Raw genomic sequence first — 21742 nt, 5'->3', positions numbered from 1 at the left:
TACTGCCACTCGCGACCGAGCGCGAAGCAGCCCTCGGGCAGCGGCGGCTTGGGGCACCCTCGGGCCAGCCGGATCGTGACCTCGCCCCGGGTGGCGCGTTGCGCGTTCTCGCCCGCACAGATGACGATGCGCCAGCGGCCCCGTCACCCGGAGGGCGCCCCAAGGACCCTTGAGAGATACCCCGGGGGGGTATAGGATCGAGGTGATACAGACCTCCCTTCCATCCAGTCCTGAGAATCCGACCCAGGCAAGAGGCATCATGAGCGCGCCGCACAGCGAACACGACAACCCGCAGACTGACTCCCACCACGACCACGGCGGCCCAGAACAGCCGGTCTCCCACGGCGGACACCACGGGCACGCTGGGCACGGCAACCACGGGGGTCATGGAGGGCGCGGTGACCATGCCGCGCAGTTCCGGTCTCTCTTCTGGGTGATGCTTGCGCTGGCCGTGCCGGTCGTCGTGTTCTCGGAGATGTTCGCGAGCATCATCGGCTACGAGCTGCCGAACGTCCCGGGCATCACCTGGGTCTCCCCCGCGCTGGGGACGATCATGTACGTCTGGGGCGGGCGTCCCTTCCTGACCGGCGCCGTCGGCGAGATCCGTGCGCGGGCGCCCGGGATGATGCTGCTCATCGCGCTGGCCATCACCGTCGCGTTCGTGGCCTCCTGGGGCGCCAGCCTGGGCCTGCTCCACCACGAGCTGGACTTCTGGTGGGAGCTCGCGCTGCTGGTCGTCATCATGCTCCTGGGGCACTGGATCGAGATGCGCTCCCTGGCCCAGACGAGCTCGGCGCTGGACTCCCTCGCCGCGCTGCTGCCCGACGAGGCCGAACGGGTCGAGGGTGACCAGGTCGTCGCAGTGGCACCGGCCGACCTGCGCGTCGGCGACCTCGTCGTCGTCCGACCCGGCGGCAGCGTCCCCGCCGATGGCCGGATCGTCGACGGCCGCGCGGAGATGGACGAGTCGATGGTCACCGGGGAGTCGCGCACCGTCTCCCGCACCGTCGACGAGATCGTCACCGCCGGTACCGTCGCGACCGACTCCGGCATCCGGATCGAGGTCACCGCCATCGGCGACGACACCGCCCTCGCCGGCATCCAACGCCTCGTCGCCACGGCCCAGAGCTCGAGCTCCAAGGCCCAGCGCATCGCCGACACCGCCGCCGGGTGGCTGTTCTGGTTCGCCCTGGCCTCGGCGGCCGTCACGGCGCTCGTGTGGGCCGTCGTCGGGACCCCTGAGCAAGGAGTGATGCGGACCATCACCGTGCTCGTCATCGCCTGCCCCCACGCACTCGGCCTGGCCATCCCGCTCGTGGTGTCGATCGCGACCGAGCGGGCGGCACGGGGCGGCGTCCTCGTCAAGGACCGCCTGGCCCTGGAGAGCATGCGCACGATCGACACCGTCCTCTTCGACAAGACCGGGACCCTCACCAAGGGCGAGCCCACCGTCACGGCCGTGGCCACGGCTGCCGGCTTCGACGAGGATGAGGTCCTGGGCCTGGCGGCGGCGGCCGAGGCCGACAGCGAGCACCCGCTGGCCCGAGCCATCGTCCGGGCTGCGGCCGAGCGTCACCTCGACGTTCCCGCCGCCACGGGGTTCGCGTCCTCGCCCGCCGTCGGGGTCACCGCGACGGTCGAGGGTCGCCAGGTTCGCGTCGGCGGGCCTCGGCTCCTGGCCGAGCTGGGGCTGGGCGAGGTCGAGACTGCCGAGGCGTGGCGCGCCGACGGGCGCATCATCCTGCACGTCGTCGTCGACGAGGTCCTCGCCGGCGGACTGGCCCTGGCGGACGAGATCCGTCCGCAGTCCTACGACGCCATCGCCGCGTTGGCCGCTCGGGGCGTCGAGGTGGCCATGCTCACCGGGGACGCCGAGGCGGTGTCCGCGAGCGTCGCAGCCGAGCTCGGCATCGAGCGGTACTTCGCCGAGGTACGCCCCGAGGACAAGGCCGAGAAGGTCGAGCAGCTGCAGCGCGAGGGCCGCAAGGTCGCGATGATCGGAGATGGCGTCAACGACGCCCCCGCGCTCGCGCAGGCCGACGTCGGCATCGCCATCGGCGCCGGCACGGACGTCGCCATCGCCTCGGCCGGCGTCATCCTGGCCAGCGACGACCCTCGCTCGGTCGTCTCGGTGATCGACCTGTCGAGCGCCGCCTACCGCAAGATGAAGCAGAACCTGTGGTGGGCGGGCGGGTACAACCTGATCTCGGTCCCCCTCGCCGCCGGCATCCTCGCCCCGATCGGCTTCGTCCTGCCGATGTCGGTCGGCGCCGTGCTCATGTCGCTGTCGACGGTCGTCGTGGCACTGAACGCCCAGCTGCTGCGTCGCCTGGACCTGCGGCCACAAGCCACCAGCGGGGGCACGGGCGACGCACCGAGTCCCGCGGAGGTCTCCCAGCACTGAAGGCCGGATCGCCGGTGTGGACGCCTGTCCTCAGATGTGGGGGTCCTCGCCACTGATGACGTGGTCGGCGTGGTTCAGTCCCTCGCGGACGAGTCGCTCGACGTGCCCGCCTCGCAAGGAGTAGTGGGCAGTTCGCCCCTCCCGCAGGACGTCGACGACGCCCGCGTGACGGAGCTTGGCCAGGTGCTGGCTGACCGAGGTGCGGGAGGCACCGACGGTCTCGACGAGGTCGGAGACGGTCCTGGGTCCCTCGGTCATCAACCAGAGCAGCTCCAGGCGAGTCGGCTCGCCGAGCATCGAGAAGATCTCGGCGCCGTGACGCAGCCGAGCGGCATCGGGCCGCCGCGGATGGTCGAGGCTGGGGGGCGTCGCGGGTGCTGCCTCGCTCACGGGTGCTCCTAGCGGTCTCGCTGCGCGCCCGGCTCGACGGACGGCCACATCATGGAGGCGACGATAACCGCTGCGACGGCCACGGCAGCCAGGACCATGGACGCGGCCGGGAGGCCGGCCTGCTGGCCCACCCACCCCGCGACGGGGTAGGCGAGCAGGTAGCAGGCGTGCGAGAGCGAGAAGTGCGCGGCGAACGCGGCGGGCCGAAGTCGTCGACGCGGCAGAGTTTGCCGTTGCCGGGGACTTCCTGCACGGTCGGGACCAGGATGATGCCGGCTGAGGCTCGGCGAACCTCTCGACCTGCTCTGACCTCCTTGCGGAGCTCGTTGAGGCTGAGGGGTCTGGACCTCTTCTTGGCCTCGATGACGATGCGGACTTCCTCGGTGCGACCGCTGATGGCCGCGTTGAGGGTGGCCACGCCGTCGCCGGTGCGCCTGGTGGTGCCGGCGCCGGGTTGACCGCCGGTGGCTTCCCACAGGTCCCCGGCCGCGAGGACGGCGACTTGAGCCAGTTCGAGCGCTTCGCTCTCCCACTGCGCCCCGATGGCGCGGCTGCTCTTGGCCGACGCCTGCCTATGGGCTTGCGACGCTTCGAAAGCTGCTCGCAGTCCGGTCAGGTGCTCGGAAAGCTCCTGCCTGGTCCCGCTGAGCTCGGTGAGGAGGTCCTGCCGCAACATGCGCACCGGTCCTTCGCGATCCAGCGACAGTGCGTTGCGCACTGCCTGACTGTGCTCGTTGAGTGAGGCGGCGAGCTGTTGCGCGCCGCTTGCCTGCACGGTGCGTGCTGCCTCGATGACCGCCGAGCGGACGTTCTTGGCCTCTCCGCCCAGCGCTGCCTCCAGTTGAGCAGGAAGCGTGGCCAGGATCTGCGCGGCCGTCTGTTCGACGGTCTTCTCATCGGCCTCGAGTCGCGTGATGACATCCTCGAGCCGGGTCATGGCGAGCTTGGACTGGGTGTCCACCCGTTCGGCGAACACGTCGAGTGTCCGCGTGATGGCACCTGTGTCGACGGCTGCCTTGCCCATGGAGAGCGCGACGAGCCCGACTGGCAGGGCCCTCCGGACGAGGTCAGCGGCGGCGGCCGCTCCCCCGTCAGCTTCGTGGCGGCGGATGATGGCCACCGACTCGGGGTGCTCGATCGTCAGGTCGCGGATGAGAAGGCGTTGTCCGTCTGTGAGGACCTCGACCGACGGCGTGCCGTTGGTGGGCAGCGTTGTGACGGTCATCGTCGCCCCCCGGGGGTGGGGAGCGGCAAGTCCTCCGGTAGACCCAGGCGGGCCTTGCGGCAGATGAGGCACGCGTCCGGCGAGACGCCGGGGAGGACGTGGATGAGGGTGGACTCCCACCATGTCATGGCGTCGAGTTGATCCTGGTCGATGAGCTGGCGCTCGAGGAGTGCTTGTTCGACCTGGACCTGCATCTCGCGTAGCGAGTCCTCATCTCCTGCGCCGTGGGCGCAGGCTGCGGATGCTCGGGTGGTGAGGCTGACCCACAGCTGCAGGAGGCGCAAGACCTCCTGGCCGGGGGGCGGGGTGGGGCTTGCCGGCAGGACTGCCGGTAGCGGCTGGGTGCTTGTCTTCATGAGATCTCCAGCTGGATGACCGCTGCGGTGGAGCTGACTGCCCCGCACGTCAGCGGGGGCGCTCGTTTGACGGCCCACCTACACGAGTGGGCGCCCTGGCCGGGCTCACAAGAGATCTGAAGAAAGAAAGTTGGCGCGAATGATTGCAGGAGGCGTGAAAGGGCGGACCTTCCAGATCGCCGCGATCGCGGAGAGATCACCACCGTCAACGAGATGAGACCCCATGAACGATCTGAATCCCCGCAACGACGTCGTCGTCATCCGGCTGCCGAAGGACCTCCGAGATGCCATCAAGGCCTGCGCCGACCGAGAAGATCGTTCGGTGGCATCGCTGATGCGGGTGGCCGCGCGCGAGTACCTGGACCGGGCGGCAGCGTCGTGATCACCACTTCTGTCAGCAATGACCTTCTGGGCCTGGACCCTGCCGCCACGTTCGAAGAACAAGGCCGCGCACGGCTGGCACGCCTGCAAGCACAGCGTGAACAACCACCGGTGCTCGGCAAGGCCGCGTTGGCAGGCCTGGCCGGCGAGGTCATCCGCGCAAAGTCACCGGACACGGAAGCCACTGACGCGGCGATGCTCATCACCCTTCTCACGGCGTTCTCTGCCATGAGTGGACGCGGTTCATGGGTGATGGTGGGCGACCAGAAGCACCATCCAGTCGTGTTCTCCGTCGTTGTCGGCGGCACCTCGCGTGACCGCAAGGGCACCTCGCTCGCCGCCGTCAAACCAGTGCTGGAAGCAGCAGACGACCCCGATGCGCCCTTCCTCACCACCCGGGTCGCACGAGGGATCGGATCGGGCGAAGCTCTCATCCAAGAAGTCGCCGGAGCAGCCAAAGCCGCCGACGGTGGCCCCCGAGGCAAGAGCCTTTCGGAGACGAACGACCAGCGCCTCCTCGTCATTGAGACCGAGTACGGCCGCCTCCTGACCGTCGGGGCACGTCAGGGCTCGACCTTGAGCATGACCGTCCGCTCGGCGTGGGACGGCGACCCGCTAGCCAATACGACGAAAGGCCAGCGTCTGCTGGCCGACAGCGCACACATCTGCATCCTCGGCCATGTCACGCAGGATGAGCTCCGCCGAAAGATGGCCGCGGGCGACGACGCGAACGGCTACGCCAACCGCTTCCTGCACGTGCTGAGCCGCCGTGAGACCTTGCTCCCCGAACCACGACAGCTCTCCGAGACGGAGACCAAACGCCTCGCCGACAAGCTCAGGTCCGCGATCACCTTTGCTTCGTCCGCTCGCGAGGTGACCCGCTCGCAGGAGTTCCGGACAGACTGGGACCGCGTCTACCGGGTGATCGAGTCCCAGCCGGACGGCGGTCCCATGTTCGGGAACATGACAGCCCGGGCCAGCGCTCACATCCTGCGTCTCAGCCTGGTCTACGCCCTGCTTGACCAGTCCCATGAGCTCCAGCCCCGACACCTGCGGGCAGCGCTGGCCGTCTGGGAGTACGCCGAGGCCACCGTGGCGTACCTGTGGGGTCCGAGTCTCGGCAGCGCCCGGCTGGACAAGCTTGCGGACCTCCTCACTGCGGAGCCCGAGGGCCTGACCATCACCGCCATCCACCGCCGGTTCTCCAACAACATGCAAAAGCACGAGGTAGACGATCTCGTGCAGCTTCTCGTCAAGATGGGCATGGCCAAGACGCAGCGACGTCAGTCCCCGAAGGGCGGACGGCCGAGCACCGTGGTGCTGAGCACGGTCGGGTGACGACTGAAACGAAGGAACGACCGAACCCAGCGACGGATGAGTTCGGTCGTTTCGTCGTTTCGGTCGTCACCCCACACCGCCGTCCGTGCACCATTGCAGCTCCGTTCCAGCACGGCACGGTGACGAGTGCCGACAATGGCGTGACCAACCACGGGAGACCACGATGACCAACCGACCTACTTGGCACGAGCACTCAGCCCGCGTCAGGAGCAGCGCAGTGTCAGCCGCAATCGCCGTGCTCGAAGTCGACCCAGAGGGCCCGGTGCTCCGAGATGCCTCTCGGTGGCTGGAGTACGAGTCCTGTCGACATGGGGGCGAGGACTGCGCCTGCCGGCGCAGACCTGCTCTGGACTGGGAAGGATGGGCGCGCGACGTCGATGCGCAGGGGCGAGGCTGGTCCAGTGGCGAGTTCCGCCTCTTCGAGATCGCCGCCGGGCTGGGAGCCGGACGTCCGTTCCGCATCACCGACACGTTGGACGCGCTGAGCCAGTGGGAGCCGAGGATCTGGCAGATCCTCGTGACGTGGGGAACCGGCGGCGACAGCCGAGAGCAACCAGGACGGATGACCACGCAGACCCTGAGTCCGGTCGTCCCGCCATGGTGGCCCACCGCCGCACAGAGCAGCTGAGGGCAAGCCCGAGCCCCCTGACGCGGTTCAGGCGTCCATCCTTCAACCGAGGAACTCGGTCTGACGTCGAGATGCATCGTCGGGCTTGGTACGGCTCTCGCTGCCGCCACTGGTGTGCACATGCTCGAGCCCATCCCTCCCCGTGCAACCCTCGATCCGCTAGCGACCTACGCAGCAGAGCTGCGAAGGCTCCGTCAAACTTCGCTCACGGACCCCCTGCCCACCCCCGTCCCGATCTGGGTGGAGGTCTTGGTCGTCACAGACGATGCATCCACCATCTGACGTCGCGGCGGTGTACCGCCGGCGTTGCTCCCTCACGGTCTTCCCTTTCAGTCCCTGGTGCGGCCTTGGACGCGTGTAGCCCGGCCTTCTCGGCACCCTTCACCATCGGTCAGGGCTGGGCCGGCTCGCGCTTGGAGAGGCGCTGATGATTGCCACCCGCGACTCGACGGGGGCACTGCCGGTGGAAGCAGCGCATGCACCTGCGGCGCACGGGCTGGAGGGCGAGTCCTTGAAGCCGACGTGACCACGATCGAGCCGCTCTGCCTCCAGAGACGTCCCGCCGGGAAACCAGCTGACCTACACAGCGGTGCCGCAGTGCCGGGACCGGTCACATGCGAGAGGCGGGGTGCGCCACCGACTAGCAGCCGGTCCTGCACCAATTGCAGGAAGAGCAGGGCTGCGCCCGCGACGCCCTTCACCAGCCGTGCATCTCAACGCTGAGGAGCAGGGACGCCTGACGAAACACGACTTCAGGCCCGGGTCGCGTGCCAGGCGATCGCGAAGGCCCGCCGTCTGACCGACCGCAGCGAAGGAGGTCGCCGGCGAGGTGATCGCAGCTCGCACCACCGCCCCGCCTACGACGAGCTTGGGACGGGATGACCTGGCACGAGCAGGCGCGGTCGGGGGCGTCCGAGCCCGGCCACCGCGCGCCTTCACCCACGGGGGCGCCCATCCCGGCGGGCGCGTGAACCCAACCCCCTATCCGTCTACCTGATGGACGAACCATTCGTACGGGCCGGCCCGGTGCCGGAGTGCGCCCAACGTCTGTACCGCGATGACGGCAGTGTTCAGTGCACGCTGTACTATTCAGTACATGCTGACCATTGCCAACCGTCTTGACGTGATGAACAGGTTGGGCCGAGCGATGGCTGACCCCACGCGCTCACGCCTACTCATGGCTCTGCTGGAGAGCCCCGCCTACCCCGGCGACCTCGCCCGCGATCTAGACCTGACGCGGCCGAACGTGTCGAACCACCTAGCGTGCCTGCGCGACTGCGGGATCGTCGTAGCCGAACCCGAAGGCCGACACACGCGCTACGCCGTCGCTGACCCCCACCTCGCCCGGGCTCTCACTGCGCTCATCGACGTCACCCTCGCGGTCGACGAGAGCGCACCCTGCATCGACCCGGAGTGCGTCCTGTCCGGATGTGGCACCCAGGGAGCTAGCGCCTGATGCTGACTTCTGCGGCGCAGGCGATCGGCCTGTTCATCGCCACCAACATCGACGACATCATCGTGCTGTCACTGTTCTTCGCCCGAGGAGCGGGACAGCCCGGAACCACGTTGCGCATCCTGGCCGGGCAGTACCTGGGGTTCGCCGGCATCCTTGCCGCGGCAGTGCTCGTGTCGCTCGGTGCCGGAGCCTTCTTGCCCGAGACCGCGATCCCCTACTTCGGTCTCATCCCGCTCGTCCTCGGCCTCTGGGCTGCATGGCAGGCGTGGCGCGATGACGACGATGACGACGACGCGAAGGTCGCCGGCAAGTCCGTCGCGGTGTGGACCGTCGCTGCCGTCACCTTCGCCAACGGCGGCGACAACATCGGCGTCTACGTCCCCGTCTTCTTGAACGTGGGCCCCGCCGCGACAGCCGCCTACTGCGTAGTCTTCCTCGTCCTCGTTGCCGCCTTGGTGCTCGCAGCCAGGTTCGTTGCCACCCGACCCGGGATCGACGAAGTGCTTGAACGCTGGGAGCACATCCTGTTCCCGGCCGTCCTGATCGGCCTGGGTTTGGTCATCCTCTACAGCGGCGGAGCGTTCGGACTCTGACCCTCCGCCTGGACAGCGGTCGAGCACATGCTGGCGCAGGGCCAAGCCGCCGTCACCCGGAACAGGCAAACGCCCTGACCCGAACCGATGTGCCTACGCAGGGCGAGTCGAGCAGGGCCTCGGGTGCCGATTGGTCGAGAGGCGCAGCGCACGCTCGAGTAGCGCTCGCCGACACGCAGCCCGACCCCTCCCTGCGTCGGGCTCAACCCACCGCGAGCAGGCCGGAGCCACCGTTTCGGTGACGCACACGCGGAGACGCCCCTCAGTCAGCGGACCTGTTCGGCTTTTAGTGTGGGTTCACGGGGCCCAAATGGCGCACAATGAGCGCGCCCTCGGTTCGATGGAACCGGGGGCGCGCTTCGTCATGTGCGCCCCTGGTCGGGCCCCCGTAGCGTCGCAGCCTGGTGGCCGTGCCGTAGCGAGGTTGAGCGTGTCGGCGTGTCGGCCCGACGGACCTTCGAGCGCTACAGGTAGCGGCAGATGTCCTGGGGGCGGCAGGCGTCGGGGTCGGCTGTGCTGGCGTCCTCATGCAGGTGGGCGACCGTCTCGCGGAGCGCTTGGAGCTCGGCGATCTGCCGGTCCAGGTCGGTGAGCCGGGCGTCGAGCAGGTCCTTGACGTGCCGGCACGGGGTGGCGCCTGCATCGCGGAGCTCGAGGACCTCGCGGATCTGGGCCAGGGTGAGGCCGGCGGACCGGCCGCGGCGGATGAAGTTGAGCCGGTCCACGGCGTCGGCCGTGAACGTGCGGTAGCCGGCGGCTGTGCGTCCGGCGGGGGTGAGCAGCCCGACGTCCTCGTAGAAGCGCAGCGTCTTCGGGGTCGTGCCGGTGGTGTTGGCGAGTTCACCGATGCGCATGCGGGCTCCCTGCTGTCGGGGCTTGACCTTCCAGCATAGTGGAAGGTTGAGACTGGCTCCAGTCAGCACCCCTCGGCCAAGCCGCCCACGCAGGAGGAGAACACTCATGCCGCACCACCCCGACGTCGACCTGGCCGTCATCGGTTCCGGAGGTGCCGCGATGGCTGCCGGCATCGCGGCCCGCCAAGCCGGCGCGAGCGTGGTGCTGGTCGAGCGCGGGGTGCTCGGCGGCACGTGCGTGAACGTCGGCTGCGTGCCGTCGAAGACGCTGCTCGCCGCGGCTGGCGCCCGGCACGCTGCCCTGACGAACCCGTTCGCTGGCGCGCCGACCAGCGCCGGCGGCGTGGACCTGGGTGCCCTGGTCGGGCAGAAGAATGAGCTGGCCGCCTCGCTGCGCCAGCACAAGTACGCCGACGTCGCCGACGCCTGGGGCTTCCCCGTGCTGACCGGCCAGGCCCGGTTCACCGACAAGGACACCCTCGAGGTCGACGGCCGGCCGCTGGCCGCGCGCGGCTACGTCGTCGCGACCGGCGCCCAGCCGCACACCGAAGGCATCGACGGCATCGAGGCGGTCACGTACCTGACCTCGACCACCGCGATGGAGCTCACCGAGGTTCCCGAGTCGCTGGTGGTCATCGGCGGCGGGTACGTCGGGATGGAGCAGGCTCAGCTGTTCGCCCACCTCGGGGCCCAGGTCACCGTGGTCGGCCGGCTGGCCCCGCACGCGGAGCCGGAGCTGCGCGAGGTGATGGCCCGGGTGTTCACCGACGACGGCATCAGCGTCATCGCCGAGCACGCCGCCAGCGTGAGGACCATCGGCGACGGCCGGGTCACCGTGACCACCCGCTCCGGCCGGGAGGCGTCCGGGCACCGGCTCCTGGTCGCCACCGGCCGCCGCCCGGACACCACCGCACTCGACCTGGCTGCGGCTGGCGTGGAGACCGACGTCCACGGCTTCATCACCATCGACGCCCACCAGCGCACCACCAACCCGAAGGTGTTCGCCGCCGGGGACGTCGCCGGCACCCCGCAGTACGTCTACGTCGCGGCCGCAGCGGGCCGGGTCGCGGCCACCAACGCCCTCGCACCCGATCTCTCCGCGGCCGCGTCGGTGGACTACACCGGTCTGCCGGCGGTGACCTTCACCCGCCCGCAGCTGGCCTCGGCCGGGTTGACCGAAGAGCAGGCCCTTGCACGCGGGCACGCCTGCACGTGTCGGGTGCTTGGGCTGGCGGACGTGCCCCGGGCGCTGGTCAACCACGACACCCGGGGCGCGGTCAAGCTGGTCGCTGACGCGGCCACCGGCAAAGTCCTCGGCGTGCACGCGGTAGCCGACGGCGCCGGGGAGCTGATGCTGGCCGCGACCTACGCGATCAAGGCGGGGATGACCGTCGACGACCTCGCCGACACCTGGGCGCCGTACCTGACGATGGCCGAGAGCCTGCGCTTAGCCGCCGGTCTGTTCCGCGGCGAGATGCCGACCTCCTGCTGCGCGTGAGCCGTCGAAAGCCCGTGCCGACCGTCAGCGCGGCAGGTACGGGTTGTGGTTCACTCGGCCGGCCGGGCGCGCCAGGCGTGGATGGGTGATGGTTCGTGGCGCCTGCCGTCGGGCGGCCTGGACCGCGGCCTGCTCGTGCCAGGTCATCCACAGCGCCAGCTCGTCGTAAGCCGGGTCGGTGGATCGAGTAGCGAGGACCTTCTCTGCAAGCACGCGCGCGGCGGCCAGGCCTCGACTCTCGGCCAGCGTCTGGCAGGCCACCCGCGCGAGGCGCGGCTCGAGGAGGTGCAGGTCCTTGGCCATCGCGACGGCGAGGTAGTCGTTGGCGGCGAGCACCCGGTCCTCTTGGGTGGTGAAGGTGAACACCAGCCACGCCATGTAGGCGGCCTCGCGCGGGTGGGTCCCCGGCCAGGCGTTGATGCGCCGGTCGGGGCGGGAGCCGAACAGCCGGTCGTTGATGCCCTTCTTGGTGAGCCTGCCCCGCTCGCCGAGGACCGCGACACGCGTCACCGGCTGGTAGAGGGTGTCGCGGGGGCAGCCGTGACCTTCCCAGCAGTCGGGACAGGAACGGCTCCCGGATCGCTCGCACGGGACCGACGCCTCGACTTGGGGCCGGATCTTGGCCCACCAGCGCAGCGCCCGGGTGTGGGCGAGCGCCGGCACCGATGCCGGCGGGTCCGCACCTGGGCCGGCGGCGGTGATGAGGGCAGCGACCGCACCGAGGAGGGTTCCCGCGGTCCCGGGTTCGGTTGCCGTGGGCAGCAGTGCCACGAGCGGGTCGAACAGCGCGCTGCCGTTCTCCTGGGCCGCGAGTGTGGCTTCGGCGCGCAGATGCGGGCAGCGCAGCCGCACGCACTCCGCGGCGAGCTTGGCGACGTGCTCGCGCGACTTGATGACCTCGGCGGCCTCGGCGGCGTTGCCGGCGAGCGTGACGTCCTCGAGCCGGATGCGACCGGACTCGACCAGGTCCCCGAGCCGGTAGGTGGCCTGCTTGGTCTGCGGGTCGTCCTGACGCTGGAGTCCGCGGTCCCGCTCGTCACGCAGGAGCGTCTTCTCAGTGGTGCGGGCAAGGACCGCCGCGTGCTTGCGGGTGATCCGCTGGTCCGGGTCGTAGCTCATCGTGCTGCCTTCTCGAGGACGGCCGTAGGTCGCCGTGTTCGAGAAGGACTGGTGCGCCGAACGCGCGCTGCTGCCAATCGCGCACACCCTGTCACCACAGTGTCTTCGAGATCTCCCGTGGCGCAGTGGGTGACCTGTAGGTGACTGGGTGCCAGGTGTCATGACAGGTGGGACCCCCGGGAGCTGGTCGCGAGGGGTCGAGAACGTCGAGAGAAACACCGAAGGCCTTCCAGTTCTCGCCTAGAAGGCCTTCGGTGAAGATCGCGATCGCAATCGTGTCTGGTAGCGGGGACAGGATTTGAACCTGTGACCTCTGGGTTATGAGCCCAGCGAGCTACCGAACTGCTCCACCCCGCGTCGCACTCAGTACTTTACGGCACGGTGAACGCCGATCCAAATCGGGGGGGTGCGGTCTCGGGTCGCCACTCTCATGATCGCCTCGTACCGTGGGGGGCGGAAGGAGGCGACGTGATCGCAGATCGCTACGAGCTCGACCGTGAGATCGGTCGGGGCGGTGCCACGAGCGTGTGGGTCGCGCACGACACCGTGCTCGGTCGTACCGTCGCGCTCAAGCGCCTCGGTCACGCGCCCGGCTCCTCCGAGATCGATGCCGCCCGCGCCGAGCGCGAGGCGCACCTCGCCGCGCGCGTGCACCACCCGAACATCGTGGCCGTCTACGACATTGCCGACGACGACGAGCACACCTGGCTCGTCATGGAGTACGTCGACGGACCGACTCTCGCCGACCTGTGCGACGGCATGCCGCTGGAGGCCGACCGCGCCGCCCGCCTGCTCGCCCAGGTTGCCGATGCGCTCGCCGCCGCGCACGACGCCGGCATGATCCACCGCGACGTCAAGCCCTCCAACGTCTTCGTCGCCGACGGCGACGTGGCCAAGCTGGGCGACTTCGGCATCGCGCGCCGCGAGATCGACGAGGCGCTCACGCGCACCGGCCTGATCACCGGCTCACCCGCCTTCCTCTCCCCCGAGATCGCCCGCGGCCGCACCGCCACGACGGCGAGCGACGTGTGGGCCTTCGGGATCACCGCGTTCCACGCCGCCACCGGCTCACCACCGTTCGACGTCGCCGACGACGACCCGATCACCGCCGTGCAGAAGATCCTGGACTCGGCCACGCCGATCCTCCCGGCCGACCACCCGCTGGCCCCGGTGGTGGCGGCCACCATGCAGCAGGAGCCCGACGAGCGGGCGTCCATGCGCGAGGTGGCCGGTCTGCTGCACGACATCGTCCACCCCGGTGCGCCGCGTCGCTCGGCACTGGCCGACCTGCTGGTCGACCACGTGTCCCGCGACGACTTCGCCGACGACCAGCGGCCGCGCCCCGCGAGCGGCGCGCCCGTGCGGTCCACGGATGCCACCGAGCTCACGCCGTCCGAGTCGACCGTCCGGCGTGACCGCCATGCCACCCGGGTCACACCCCTTCCCGCACCCGAGCTGCCGAGCCGGGGCTCGCACGCCGCTCCCCCGCCGCTGTGGCGAGACCGCCGGTTCGCCCTCGCCGCCGCAGCCGCCGTGGCGGTGCTGGCCTCGGCGGTCACCGGCGTGGCCCTCACCTCCGGCGGTGACGACGGCTCCACCACCGTCGCCTCGGCCGATGGAGGCGAGGGCTCCGGCGGGGAGTCGACCTCGCTGGCCGAGCGGCTCGAGAAGTTCGCGAACACCTACGTCACCACCGCCGCCGGCGACCCGCGCAAGGGCTTCGAGCTCCTCACCGCCGAGTACCAGCAGGCCAGCGGAGGGCTCTCCGGCTACGAGAGCTTCTGGAGCAAGGTCGAGGACGTGCGCGTCGAGCGCGTCTCGCCCGATCCCGAGGCCATGCGCGTCACCTACATCTACTCCTACCTCTACGAGGGCAGCAGGCGCACCGAGACGGTCACGCTGCAGCTCACCAAGGACGGCTCGAGCTACCTCATCGACGGCGCCGAGTCGATCTGATTCCCGCGGGGCGTCCTCAGGACTCGAGCGTCTCGCGGGCCAGGACCGAGTTCGGCCGGAACGACACCGGATCCCCCCGCCGCGCCGGCCTGACCAGGTCGAACCCCGCCGTCGTCACGAGCACCCAGCGTCGCGGACGCTCCGCGCGGCCGAGTCGCTGACGGGCCTCGCCCGCCACCTCCCGGGCACACGCCTCGTGGCAGGGAGGGAACGCGAACTCGCCGTCGAGCGCCTCGTCCGACGAGCCGACGAACGCGATGGGCCGCACCAGCGTCGCCCCGCACACCCCGCAGATGCGGCTCAGGGCGCACCGGATGGCGCGCTTCTTCACCACGTGGTCGTGCGAGCCGACCCCCTCGTCGTCGACGCACGCGAACGGCAGTGCCGCGCCGTCGACCACGGGGCCTCGCACGACGGTCGTCGGACCGCTCACTGGGCAGCGGCGGCGCTCGTCCACCGCCCCAGCTCGTGGCGACGGCCCGGCCGCTCGTCGTCGCGACGACGCCCCCGCGGGACCGGCGGTGGGGTGGAGTCGTCCTTGGTGCGGCGGTTGGGCAGCGACAGCTTCATGATCGTGCGCAGCGTCTGGCCGTACTGCTTGTACAGCGGACCGGTCGTGTACGGGATGCCGTAGCGCTTGCAGATTTCCTTGACCTTCACCGAGATGTCGGCGTAGCGGTTGCTCGGCAGGTCGGGGAACAGGTGGTGCTCGATCTGGTAGCCCAGCTGCCCGCTCATGACGTGCAGGAGCTTGCCGCCCTCGAAGTTGGCCGAGCCGAGCATCTGGCGCAGGTACCACTCCGCACGCGTCTCGTCCTCGAGCTCCTCCTCCGTGAAGTGCACGGCCCCGTCGGGGAAGTGCCCGCAGAAGATGATCATGTACGCCCACACGTTGCGGATGATGTTGGACGTGAAGTTCGCCGTGAGGGTGCTCATGAAGGCCGGACCGGTCAGCGCCGGGTACACCACGTAGTCCTTGAGCGCCTGCTTGCCGACCTTGTCGCCGATCTGCTTGAGCTGGCGCTTGAGCAGCTTCGGGTCCTTCTCGCCCTTGCGGATCGCCTCGATGTCCAGGTCGTGCAGGGCCACGCCCCACTCGAAGAACATCGCCAGGAGCGCGTTGTAGATCGGCTGCCCCAGGTTGTAGGGCGTCCACTTCTGGTCCCGGCTCATGCGCAGGATGCCGTAGCCCACGTCGTTGTCGTGGCCGAGCACGTTGGTGAACTGGTGGTGGATGTAGTTGTGCGAGTGCTTCCACTGCTCCGCGGGCTGCGTGGTGTCCCACTCCCAGCTGCTGGAGTGCACCTCCGGGTCGTTCATCCAGTCCCACTGGCCGTGCATCGTGTTGTGGCCGATCTCCATGTTCTCCAGGATCTTGGCCGACGACAGCAGGGCCGTGCCGAGCAGCCAGGCCGGCGGGAACATGCTCGCGAACAGGGTGATGCGCCCGGCGGCGGCGAGGCGACGCTGCAACGTGATGATGCGCATCACGTAGTCGCGGTCGGCCTGGCCGCGATCGGCCTCGACCTGGGCGCGGATCTCGTCGAGCTCGCGCCCGATCTCCTCCACCTCCTCGTCGGTCAGGTGGGTGTACTCGCGGACGTCGGCGTAGGCCATGTGTCTCTCCTCAGATCTTGAGCGTGCAGTCGGTGGCGGCGACACTGATGCACGTCTGCACGTACTCGCCCTCGGTGTGCTCGTCGCCGCTGCGCAGGTCCTTCACCCGACCGGACAGCAGCGGGACGTCGCAGGTGTGGCAGATGCCCATGCGGCAGCCGAACAACATGTTGACGCCGGCCTTCTCCCCCGCCTCGAGCAAGGTGGTGGCCCCGTCGGCCTCGATGCTCTTGCCGGTGTCGCCGAAGGTGATCGTGCCGCCCTCGGCGTCGGTCTCGGTGGCGCCGAGCGTGAAGCGCTCGACGTGCAGCTCGTCCTCGCGGCCGAGGTTCTCGTAGTGCTCGACGAGGGCGTCCAACATGGGCTGGGGCCCACAGGCCCAGGTCTCACGGTCCGCCCAGTCGGAGCAGACGTCGCCGAGCTGGTCGGGGGTCAGGAAGCCGTCCGTGTCGGTGAACCGCTCGTAGAACGTGAACGACTCCCGCTTCCGGGCCAGCTCGCGCAGCTCGTCGAGGAACATCATGTCGTCCTCGTCGACCGCGGAGTAGGCGAGGAAGACGTCGGGCATGGAGTCGCGGCGGTCGAGGGTGCGCAGGATCGACATCACCGGGGTGATGCCGCTGCCGCCCACCACGAACAGCACGCGCTCCGGCGGCGGGTCCGGGAGGACGAAGTCCCCCTGCGGCGACTCGAGCCGCACGATGGTGCCCGGTTCGAGCCCGCTCACGAGGTGCTCGGACAAGAAGCCCTCGGGCATCGCCTTGACCGTGATGGCCACCGTGCCCTCGGAGCGGACCGGGGCCGACGACAGCGAGTACGAGCGCCAGTGGAAGCGGCCGTCGATCTCGACGCCGATGCCGATGTACTGGCCGGGGTGGAAGTCGAAGGACCAGCCCCACCCGGGCTTGATGACCAGGGTCGCCGACCGCTCCGTGACCTGCTCCACGCGCTCCACGCGGCCGCGGAGCTGACGTGCGGACCACAACGGGTTGATGAGCTTGAGGTAGTCGTCGGGGTGCAGGGGCGTCGTGAGCGCCTTGCCGACGCTGCGCACCCGCCGCAGCACCGGCGACTTCTCGATCAGTGAGTCAGCCACCTCGGACCTGCCTCCCCCGCACCTCGCGGACGCCAGTCGATCGATGCACTGTGGTGTGCATCACGGCGAGCGTACGTCCGAACGAGGGTCGGCGCGACCCCGATGCAACTCGTAGTTTCATCTGGCGGACATGTCGTCCCTGGGAGACGGTGGGAGGGACCGAAGCAGCACCGACGAACCCTGACCGGGAGGCCCCAATGCCCACCCTCGAGACCAACGGGATCCAGCTCGCCTACACCGACAGCGGAGGTGACGGTCGCGCCGTGGTGCTCGTCCACGGCTGGCCGCTCAGCGGAGCGTCGTGGTCGGAGCAGGTACCCGTCCTGACCGCCTCCGGCTACCGCGTGATCACCTACGACCGTCGCGGGTTCGGCGCGAGCGACAAGCCGGAGACCGGCTACGACTACGACACCTTCACCGAGGACCTGGCCGGGCTGCTCGAGCAGCTCGAGGTCACCGACGCCACGCTCGTCGGCTTCTCGATGGGCGGCGGCGAGGTCGCCCGCTACCTCGGCGCCCGTGGCTCGGAGCGCATCCGTTCGGCCGTCCTCGCCGGGGCCGTCCCGCCGTTCCTGCTCCGGACCGACGACAACCCCGACGGCGGACTCGCCCAGGAGGACGTCGACGGAATGAAGCAGGGCCTGGAGTCCGGCCGCGAGGAGTTCCTCGAGGGCTTCACGAAGGACTTCTTCAGCGCGAACGGAGAGCTGAAGGTCACCGAGGACCAGCGGCAGGAGGCCGTCGCGCTCGCCGAGCCGGCCAGCACGACCGCCATGCTCGGGTGCATCGACGCCTTCGGCACCACCGACTTCCGGGCCGACCTGGAGCGGATCGACGTCCCGGTCCTCGTGGTCCACGGCGACGCCGACGGCATCGTCCCCTTCGAGGTGTCGGGCAAGCGCACCGGCGAGACGGTGAAGGACGCCACCGTCCACGTGGTGTCCGGCGGTCCGCACGGTTTCAACGTCAGCCACGCCGACGAGCTCAACCGCGTGCTGCTGGAGTTCCTGCAGCGCTGAGGTCCGCAGGCCCCCTCACCCGAAGCCCCTCCCGCCCACGCGGGAGGGGCTTCGTCCTGCCTGCGGCCCATGGTGACGATCCGGTGAAGTGACCGACCGGGCGCCGAGTGCCTCTGGCGCACCCGGCCGTCCGGGGTGAGACTGGGCAGGCACGTCGCACCTCCGGGTGGGCGTGCTCGTCCCACGGGGGGACGCCGGGCCTCGGCCCGGATGTAGAGAGGACGCACCATCTTGCGAACATGTCGCACCCGTCTGCTCCGAGCCGGAGCAGCATCCACCATCGCGCTCGCCCTCGCCGTCACCTCGGCGAGCACCGCAGGCGCCGCCACCGACGATCCCCGGGCCAAGGTCGACAAGGCTCCCGAGCGGACCGTCCAGACCGACGAGGTGAAGGACGCTCCCGCGTCCGACAAGCTCGGCCAGGCCGACCGCGAGCTCCTCGCCGACGCCCGCAGCGACGGCGCGAAGCGCGTGACCGTCATGATCGCCACCGAGCGCAAGGCCACCAAGGCCGTGGTCGACTCGTTGGAGTCCGCCGGCGCCTGGGTCGGCCGGGTCGACGACAAGCTCGGCTACGTCCGGGCCAGCGTCCCCACCTCCCGCGTCGAGAAGGTCGCCGCGCTCTCGAAGGTCGACGCGGTCGACCTCGACGAGACCATCCCGATCGACGATCCGCAGCCCGGCAAGTCCTCCACCGCCGGCTCCTCGCCGTCGAAGGCGCCCGGCAAGGGCACCCCCGACGCCAACCCCTACATGCCCACCCGCGAGACCGGCACCGTCGACTTCAAGAAGAAGAACCCGACGTACGACGGCCGCGGCGTCACGATCGGCATCATCGACTCCGGCGTGGACCTCGACCACCCGGCCCTGCAGAAGACGACCACCGGCGACCGCAAGATCGTCGACTGGGTCACCGGCACCGACCCGGTGCTCGACAGCGATGGCACCTGGCGCCCCATGGTCACCGAGGTCAGCGCGGCTCCGACGTTCTCCTACGCGTCGGCCACCTGGACCGCGCCGCGCTCCGGCGACTTCCGCGTGAGCCGGTTCAGCGAGAGCATCACCGCCGGCAGCGAGCCGGGCGGCGACGTGAACCGTGACGGCGACACGACCGACCAGTTCGGCGTGCTCTACGACACCGCGACCAACGACATCTGGGTCGACGCGAACCAGGACCGCACCTTCAGCAACGCCGAGAGGATGCGCCCCTACAAGGAGACGTTCCAGGTCGGTCACTTCGGCACGGACAGGAAGGGCACCGACGTCGTCGAGTCCATGCCGTTCGTCGTCGAGTTCCGCGAGGACGTGAGCCTCGCGCCGTACGGCCTGCCCGGCACGGCCGACTTCGTCAACATCGGCATCGTCGAGGACGCCCACGGCAGCCACGTGGCCGGCATCGCCGCCGCGAACTCGATGTTCGGCGGCGACATGGACGGCCAGGCCCCCGGCGCGAAGATCGTGTCGTCCCGTGCCTGCACGTGGGGTGGCGGCTGCACGTCCGCGGCCCTGCTCGACGGCATGGTCGACCTCGTCACCAACCGCGGCGTCGACGTGGTCAACATGTCCATCGGCGGCCTGCCCGCGCTCAACGACGCCAACAACGCCCGCGCGACGGTCTACGACCGACTGATCGACGACTACGGCGTGCAGCTGTTCATCTCGGCCGGGAACAGCGGCCCGGGCCTGAACACGATCGGTGACCCGTCGGTCGCCGGCAAGGTCGTCAGCGTCGCCTCCTCGATCTCCAAGGAGACCTGGAAGTCCAACTACGGCTCGGTCGTCTCGGCGCCGCTGGCCCTGCACCCGTTCTCGTCGCGGGGACCGACGGAGTCCGGCGGCTTCAAGCCGAACATCTCCGCACCCGGCTCGGCGATCTCGACCGTGCCGCAGTGGCTCAAGCAGCCCGACCTCGCCGAGGCCGGCTACACGCTGCCCGTGGGCTACGCCATGTTCAACGGCACCTCGATGGCGTCGCCCCAGGCTGCCGGCGCCGCAGCCGTGCTCCTGTCGGGGACCTTCGCCAAGGAGATCCCCGTGACCCCGAAGCGTCTGCGCGACGCCCTGTACAGCGCGGCCAAGCCCTTCAAGGGTGAGTCCGTCGCCGGCCAGGGCACCGGCCAGCTCGACGTCGCGGGTGCCTGGAAGCTGCTGCAGAAGAAGGCGACCACGGCCGACTACACGACCGACGCCCCGGTCTGCACCCCGCTGTCGGACTTCCTGGCCAAGCCGGGACGTGGCACGGGCGTCTACAACCGCTGTGCCGCGGGTGACGGCGGACAGGTGCTGAAGAAGGCCAAGGCGTACAACGTCAAGGTCACCCGCACGTCGGGCACGGCCAAGGCGGTCAAGCACCGGGTGAGGATCGTCGGCAACGACGGCACCTTCACGGCGCCCAAGACGATCTCGCTCGCCAAGGGCAAGGCCGCCACGCTCAAGGTCACGGCCACGACGAAGAAGCAGGGCGCCCACGCGGCCATCGTCGAGATCGACGACCCGGCCACCCCGGTGGTCGACCACCGCGTGATGGTCACCGTCGTGCAGTCGTCGGCCCTGGCCAAGCCTGCGTTCTCCCAGGAGAGCCGCGGCACGGTCGAGCGGAACCGTTCCACGTCGTACTTCGTGACGGTCCCCGAGGGCTCCAAGGCCCTGCAGGTGAACCTGTCGGGCATCGCGACCCGCAGCCAGACGCGGTTCATCGCGATCAACCCGTACGGCGTGCCGGTCGAGTCGACGGCGTCCACCGCCTGCTACACCAACTTCAGCGACGCCAAGGCCTGCAAGCCGACGTCGCGAGGCTACGCCGACCCGCTGCCGGGCGTGTGGGAGATCGAGGTGGAGTCGCGACGCACGTCGCCGCTGCTCGAGAACCCGTTCACCCTGACGGCCGCGGCACAGGGCATTACGGTCGAGCCGGCCACCCAGGACGTCGCTCCGGCGGCCGACGGTGGTCCGATCGACCTGGCCTGGACGCTGAAGAACGAGTTCGGCGCCGTGGCGGTCACCCCGCGCGGCGGCGACCTGGGCAGCGCCCTGTCGGAGCGCAAGAGCATCGACGACGGTGACCAGCAGTCGTACGAGGTCGAGGTGCCCGACGGTGCCTCGAGCCTGACGGCGACGATCGGCAGCACGTCCGACGCCGGTGCCGACCTCGACCTGACGGTCCTCGGACCCGACGGCTCGCAGGCCGGTCAGTCCGCCGACGGCGACTCCGAGGAGTCGGTGACCCTCGAGGCGCCGGACGCCGGCACCTACACCGTCGTGGTCGACGGCTACGCGGTGCCGACCGGCACCACGGAGTACGACTACCTCGACGTGTTCTACTCCGACGGCCTCGGCACGCTCGACGTCGACGGTGGCGAGCTCCAGCTGGCTCGCGGTGCCACCGCGGAGGTGACGGGGTCGCTGACCGCGACCGCGGAGCCCACGGACGGGCGTGTGCTGTTCGGGGAGATCCAGGTCGTCTCGTCCGAGGGCGCGGTGCTCGGCAGCGGGTCGGTGCGGGTCACCGGCTCGGAGCCCGAGCCGACACCGTCACCGACGCCGTCGGCCACCGGCTCGACCGCCCCGGCAGCACCGGCGACGGCGCAGCCGCTGAAGCCCAGCCCGGCCACGGTCGAGCAGGAGTAGCGCTCAGCCGCGCTCGACCTCGACGACGACGAGCACCGGCCCCTGCTGGCAGGTGGTCGTCGCGTCGGGGTCGGGCCGGCCCTTCACGGTGACGCGGTGGGGGGGGGCCCCCCCCCCCCCCCCCCCCCCCCCCGGACCGATGGTGGTCCAGACGACGTTCGTGAGCAGCCCGAACTGGCCGTCGA

The 21742-nt window shown here is 69.9% G+C and carries 16 protein-coding genes and 1 tRNA gene; 9 read left to right on the top strand and 8 right to left on the bottom strand.

Going from position 1 to position 21742, the window contains the following annotated elements; translation table 11 throughout:
* Positions 1-436 precede the first annotated feature (436 nt).
* Complete coding sequence (locus NUV38_RS15115; RefSeq protein ID WP_257729915.1) at positions 437-2404, top strand: heavy metal translocating P-type ATPase; 1968 nt, start codon at positions 437-439, stop codon at positions 2402-2404.
* A gap of 30 nt (positions 2405-2434) precedes the next feature.
* Here the strand turns inward: NUV38_RS15115 and NUV38_RS15110 are convergent, their stop codons facing one another.
* Together NUV38_RS15110 and NUV38_RS15105 are read right to left on the bottom strand one after the other, a co-directional pair.
* Entirely contained in the window at positions 2435-2794 is a 360-nt protein-coding gene (locus tag NUV38_RS15110; RefSeq protein WP_257729914.1) for a metalloregulator ArsR/SmtB family transcription factor, read from the bottom strand.
* A 49-nt stretch (positions 2795-2843) separates the two neighbouring features.
* Complete coding sequence (locus NUV38_RS15105; RefSeq protein WP_257729913.1) at positions 2844-4019, bottom strand: hypothetical protein; 1176 nt, start codon at positions 4017-4019, stop codon at positions 2844-2846.
* 579 nt (positions 4020-4598) lie between these two features.
* Between NUV38_RS15105 and NUV38_RS15100 the strand changes: the two genes are divergently transcribed.
* The 4 genes from NUV38_RS15100 to NUV38_RS15085 all read left to right on the top strand — a co-directional run bounded on the left by NUV38_RS15100 (position 4599) and on the right by NUV38_RS15085 (position 8771).
* Complete coding sequence (locus tag NUV38_RS15100; protein WP_257729912.1) at positions 4599-4757, top strand: ribbon-helix-helix domain-containing protein; 159 nt, start codon at positions 4599-4601, stop codon at positions 4755-4757.
* Positions 4754-6094, top strand: coding sequence for a YfjI family protein (locus NUV38_RS15095; RefSeq protein ID WP_257729911.1), 1341 nt, complete (start codon positions 4754-4756; stop codon positions 6092-6094). Before NUV38_RS15100 ends, NUV38_RS15095 begins: the two co-directional genes overlap by 4 nt.
* Positions 6095-7818: 1724 nt before the next feature.
* Positions 7819-8178 carry a helix-turn-helix transcriptional regulator gene (locus NUV38_RS15090; protein WP_257729910.1) on the top strand — a complete coding sequence of 120 codons (360 nt, stop codon included), beginning with the start codon at positions 7819-7821 and terminating at the stop codon, positions 8176-8178.
* The gene (locus NUV38_RS15085; RefSeq protein WP_257729927.1) at positions 8175-8771 is read left to right on the top strand and encodes a cadmium resistance transporter; all 597 of its coding nucleotides are present in this window, start codon (positions 8175-8177) and stop codon (positions 8769-8771) included. Before NUV38_RS15090 ends, NUV38_RS15085 begins: the two co-directional genes overlap by 4 nt.
* A 464-nt stretch (positions 8772-9235) precedes the next feature.
* Here NUV38_RS15085 and NUV38_RS15080 read toward each other — a convergent pair whose 3' ends face one another.
* Positions 9236-9625, bottom strand: coding sequence for a heavy metal-responsive transcriptional regulator (locus NUV38_RS15080; RefSeq protein ID WP_257729909.1), 390 nt, complete (start codon positions 9623-9625; stop codon positions 9236-9238).
* 106 nt (positions 9626-9731) lie between these two features.
* Between NUV38_RS15080 and merA the strand changes: the two genes are divergently transcribed.
* Complete coding sequence (gene merA, locus NUV38_RS15075; RefSeq protein WP_257729908.1) at positions 9732-11123, top strand: mercury(II) reductase; 1392 nt, start codon at positions 9732-9734, stop codon at positions 11121-11123.
* Positions 11124-11147: 24 nt separating this feature from the next.
* Here the strand turns inward: merA and NUV38_RS15070 are convergent, their stop codons facing one another.
* Positions 11148-12242 carry a hypothetical protein gene (locus NUV38_RS15070; protein ID WP_257729907.1) on the bottom strand — a complete coding sequence of 365 codons (1095 nt, stop codon included), beginning with the start codon at positions 12240-12242 and terminating at the stop codon, positions 11148-11150.
* Between the two features lie 280 nt (positions 12243-12522).
* Positions 12523-12599 (bottom strand) — tRNA-Met (locus NUV38_RS15065).
* Positions 12600-12710: 111 nt separating this feature from the next.
* On the opposite strand from NUV38_RS15065, the gene NUV38_RS15060 reads away from it, so the two are divergent.
* Positions 12711-14198, top strand: coding sequence for a serine/threonine-protein kinase (locus tag NUV38_RS15060; RefSeq protein WP_257729906.1), 1488 nt, complete (start codon positions 12711-12713; stop codon positions 14196-14198).
* A gap of 16 nt (positions 14199-14214) precedes the next feature.
* On the opposite strand, the gene NUV38_RS15055 is transcribed toward NUV38_RS15060, so the two are convergent.
* The 3 genes from NUV38_RS15055 to NUV38_RS15045 are packed head-to-tail and all read right to left on the bottom strand — an operon-like array spanning position 14215 to position 16911.
* Positions 14215-14610: a hypothetical protein gene (locus NUV38_RS15055; RefSeq protein WP_257729905.1), complete on the bottom strand. Its 396-nt coding sequence runs from the start codon at positions 14608-14610 to the stop codon at positions 14215-14217.
* A 17-nt stretch (positions 14611-14627) separates the two neighbouring features.
* The gene (locus tag NUV38_RS15050; RefSeq protein ID WP_257729904.1) at positions 14628-15815 is read right to left on the bottom strand and encodes a fatty acid desaturase; all 1188 of its coding nucleotides are present in this window, start codon (positions 15813-15815) and stop codon (positions 14628-14630) included.
* Between the two features lie 10 nt (positions 15816-15825).
* Positions 15826-16911, bottom strand: a complete 1086-nt coding sequence (locus NUV38_RS15045) for a ferredoxin reductase (protein WP_257729903.1) — start codon at positions 16909-16911, stop codon at positions 15826-15828.
* A gap of 197 nt (positions 16912-17108) precedes the next feature.
* Here NUV38_RS15045 and NUV38_RS15040 point away from each other — a divergent pair, with 197 nt between their 5' ends.
* Positions 17109-17930 carry an alpha/beta fold hydrolase gene (locus NUV38_RS15040; RefSeq protein ID WP_257729902.1) on the top strand — a complete coding sequence of 274 codons (822 nt, stop codon included), beginning with the start codon at positions 17109-17111 and terminating at the stop codon, positions 17928-17930.
* A 231-nt stretch (positions 17931-18161) separates the two neighbouring features.
* Complete coding sequence (locus NUV38_RS15035; protein ID WP_257729901.1) at positions 18162-21557, top strand: S8 family serine peptidase; 3396 nt, start codon at positions 18162-18164, stop codon at positions 21555-21557.
* Positions 21558-21742: the final 185 nt, after the last annotated feature.

It is taken from the genome of Aeromicrobium sp. 50.2.37, from assembly GCF_024655735.1.
Lineage (GTDB): Bacteria > Actinomycetota > Actinomycetes > Propionibacteriales > Nocardioidaceae > Aeromicrobium.
This window is presented reverse-complemented; position numbering and strand designations above follow the sequence as displayed.

Coding starts and splice junctions, on each gene's coding strand:
- NUV38_RS15115 (WP_257729915.1), top strand. CDS start 437: ATGCTTGCGCTGGCCGTGCCGGTCGTCGTGTTCTCGGAGATGTTCGCG.
- NUV38_RS15105 (WP_257729913.1), bottom strand. CDS start 4,019: ATGACCGTCACAACGCTGCCCACCAACGGCACGCCGTCGGTCGAGGTC.
- NUV38_RS15100 (WP_257729912.1), top strand. CDS start 4,599: ATGAACGATCTGAATCCCCGCAACGACGTCGTCGTCATCCGGCTGCCG.
- NUV38_RS15090 (WP_257729910.1), top strand. CDS start 7,819: ATGCTGACCATTGCCAACCGTCTTGACGTGATGAACAGGTTGGGCCGA.
- NUV38_RS15080 (WP_257729909.1), bottom strand. CDS start 9,625: ATGCGCATCGGTGAACTCGCCAACACCACCGGCACGACCCCGAAGACG.
- merA (WP_257729908.1), top strand. CDS start 9,732: ATGCCGCACCACCCCGACGTCGACCTGGCCGTCATCGGTTCCGGAGGT.
- NUV38_RS15070 (WP_257729907.1), bottom strand. CDS start 12,242: ATGAGCTACGACCCGGACCAGCGGATCACCCGCAAGCACGCGGCGGTC.
- NUV38_RS15050 (WP_257729904.1), bottom strand. CDS start 15,815: ATGGCCTACGCCGACGTCCGCGAGTACACCCACCTGACCGACGAGGAG.
- NUV38_RS15040 (WP_257729902.1), top strand. CDS start 17,109: ATGCCCACCCTCGAGACCAACGGGATCCAGCTCGCCTACACCGACAGC.